Origin of the sequence: Brevundimonas diminuta ATCC 11568 (genome assembly GCF_000204035.1) — a bacterium.
Classification (GTDB): Bacteria; Pseudomonadota; Alphaproteobacteria; order Caulobacterales; family Caulobacteraceae; genus Brevundimonas; species Brevundimonas diminuta.
In genome coordinates, this window is the sequence record NZ_GL883084.1 from 250,705 (window position 1) to 253,430 (window position 2,726).

Sequence of the window (2,726 nt, forward strand, 5' to 3'; positions counted from 1 at the left end):
GGACCGCAACGGCGCGCCGATCGTCGCCCTGTCCACCGCCCACCCGTCCAAGTTCGGCGCCTTCGTCTCGAACGTCATCGGCGTCGAGCCGGAACCGGCCCCCGTCATCCGCGCCCTCGGCGACCGGCCGGAGCGCCTGACGGTGATCGAGAACACGCCCGAAGCGGCCCTGGCGGCGGTGAAGGGGTTTGTGAAGACGGGCTGATCCCCGCCCTCTACCGTTAAAGTCAACGATCGCCGGTCGAGCGCGTGATCGCGGCCCTCATGCCCTCGGCGTGCAAGGCGCCGGACGGGGCGATCTTATCATTAGGCGTGTCCGCCGGGCCTGTGTTGGTCGTGCGGTTTTCCGGAATGCCGTCGTGCATTTTCTCGGCCTTGCGCGCGACGGCGGCTTTCAGGTTACGGGTCGCCGTCGTCGATGCACGACGGCGCTTCTGCTCCGCGACCGCGCGTTCGATCCCCTCGGAAAGCTGCGCCTTCTTCTCTCGAGCGCCGGTGTCGATGTTGACCTGACCCTCGCGATTGGCCTGACGGGTGCGGGTGCGTATCAGGCGCTGGGCGCGGTCGCGCCGCTCACGCAGTCGTCGTAACAGATCGGTCAACTGCGCATCAGTCAGTTGCGCCGCCGCACGGCTCATTTCGACCCATCCCGCCTCATTGCGATCCAGGGCGCGATTTGTGTCGGCTGCGGTCATGCTCGTCCTCCATCCTGAGATATGAAGGAAGCGCACAAATCGACATGGCTGTTCCTGCTTGCGACGCCGTGTCCCGGTCGCAGAATTCTGCGCCGAAGACCCTGCCTAGTAGACCCTAGGCCGGCTCCGCCGCCTTCCAGTAGTCCAGCCGCCGGAAGAAGGGCGCCGGATTCTTGGGCGTGACCAGGTTGGAAGGGTCGTGGAACAGGCGGTCGTGCAGGCGCGTCAGGGTGAAGCGCACCGCCGCCGCCGCGCCGAGTTCCGGCAGGGCCTGGCGCTCGGCGTCCGACAGGGGGCGCACCGACTCATAGCCCTTCTGGAAGGCGCGCAGGGCCGAGGGCATGGGCCGCCCCTCGGCGTCGAACCCCCAGGCGCTCAGCGCGATGGCCAGGTCATAGGCCAGCACGTCGACGCAGGCGAAATAGAAGTCGATCACCCCGCCCACATCCGTCGCCCCATGCTCGTTGGTCGCGAACAGGACGTTGTCGGGAAAGTAGTCGGCGTGGATCGGCCCGCGCGGCAAGGCCGGATCGCTCCACGGCCGGGCCAGATCGGGCAGCAGGCGCTGCATCTGCTCCAGCATCCGGCGATCCTCGCCCGCGGCGACCGTATCGCAGCGCGCGGCCAGATCGGCCCAGGCGCGCGGCCCGACCGGGTTGTCGCGCACGCCGTCATAGTCGGCCGCGTCCAGATGCAGCAGGGCCAGAACCTGACCGGCGCGATACTGATCCTTGTCCGTCGGCTGGCGCTTCCAGGCGCCCGGCGTCCATTCGACGATGGCGGCGGCGCGATCGTTCAGACGGCCGATCACCTGGCCTCGATGATCCGCGACGGGCGCGGGCGTCGGAAAGCCCTGCGCCGCCAACCGCCCGGTCAGGCCGAGGCAGAACGGCAGGGCAGAGGCCTCGGTCCGCCCCTCGAACAGGGTCAGGACATAGGCGCCCTTCTCCGTCACCAGACGATAGTTGGTGTTCTCGACCCCCTCGGCGATCGGGGTCAGTTCGACCAGCCCGCCGAGAGGGTAGCGCATGAGATAGTCGTCGGCCTGCTGCGGCGTGACGGGCGTGAAGACGGCCATGACTAGACAAGCTCCGCAGCGGCGCGGCGGGCGCGCATGACATCGGCCACATCGGCCAGGACGCTCTCGGTCGTGGCCCAGCGCCCGGCGCCGCGCCCTTTGCACGTCCACACCCGGCCGTCCTGACCATAGACCTTCAAGGCGTTGCGCTCTCCGTTCAGCGACAGGAAGAGCGCGTCTTCCAGTTCGCCGTCAAGACGGACATAGGGGTCCAGTTCGCCGTCGCGCTCGAAACAGGCGCCGATCTGGCGCACCGGCCGGTCGCCCAGCACCGTTTCCGCCGCCAGCACGTCGCGCGGCAGGTCGTCGGGCGAGCGGCCGAACGCTTCGAACGACAGCAGCTTGACCTTGGCCGCGGCGTCAAAGCCTTCCAGATCGGACGAGGGGTCTTCCTCGGCGAACCCGGCGGCGCGGGCGTCGGCCAGGGCGTCCGAGAAGGTCGCCCCCTCGCCCAGACGTTGCAGCATGAAGTTGACCGTGCCGTTCAGCACCGCCTCGAAACCGGCGACCGGACCGGCGGCGCGAGCCGCGCGCAGCGTCTCGATCATCGGCGAGCCGCCGCCGACCGAGGCCGACCAGGCGACGCGACAGCCGTTGGCGTCGGCCAGGGCCTGAAGCCCCTTGGGATCACGGGCCACGGCCTGTTTGTTGGCGCTGACCACGTCGCAGCCCGCCTCCAGCGCACGGCGGATCAGGGCGTGACCCGCCTCGCCCTCGGACAAGGCCTCCAGCACCAGATCCGGCTTCTTGGCCAGCAGGGCTTCGACGTCATTGGTGAACAGTTCGGCGGGCGCCGAGACGTCGCGCTTTTTCAACGGGTTGCGCACCAGGACGCCGACCACTTCAAAGCGGTCGTCCGGCAGCAGGCGGCTGAGCAGGCCGCCGCCCACGACCCCGCAGCCGGCCACGGCGACCTTCAACGGCGCCGCCGCCTGCACCGGGCCGGGAGGGGC

Annotated in this window: 3 protein-coding genes and 1 pseudogene; 1 reads left to right on the forward strand and 3 read right to left on the reverse strand. The window is 69.4% G+C overall.

From position 1 onward, the window contains the following. A pseudogene (locus tag BDIM_RS17755) lies at window positions 1-205 on the forward strand (threonine synthase); the annotation flags it as partial. 22 nt (window positions 206-227) lie between these two features. On the opposite strand, the gene BDIM_RS01290 reads toward BDIM_RS17755, so the two are convergent. From BDIM_RS01290 to BDIM_RS01300, 3 genes are all read right to left on the reverse strand, one after another. Next, entirely contained in the window at window positions 228-695 is a 468-nt protein-coding gene (locus BDIM_RS01290) for a hypothetical protein (protein ID WP_003163752.1), read from the reverse strand. 115 nt (window positions 696-810) lie between these two features. After that, window positions 811-1,773, reverse strand: coding sequence for a homoserine kinase (locus BDIM_RS01295; protein WP_003163754.1), 963 nt, complete (start codon window positions 1,771-1,773; stop codon window positions 811-813). Window positions 1,774-1,775: 2 nt separating this feature from the next. Next, window positions 1,776-2,726 (reverse strand): Gfo/Idh/MocA family oxidoreductase (locus tag BDIM_RS01300; RefSeq protein WP_040344496.1); only part of this gene is annotated, 951 nt, incomplete at its 5' end.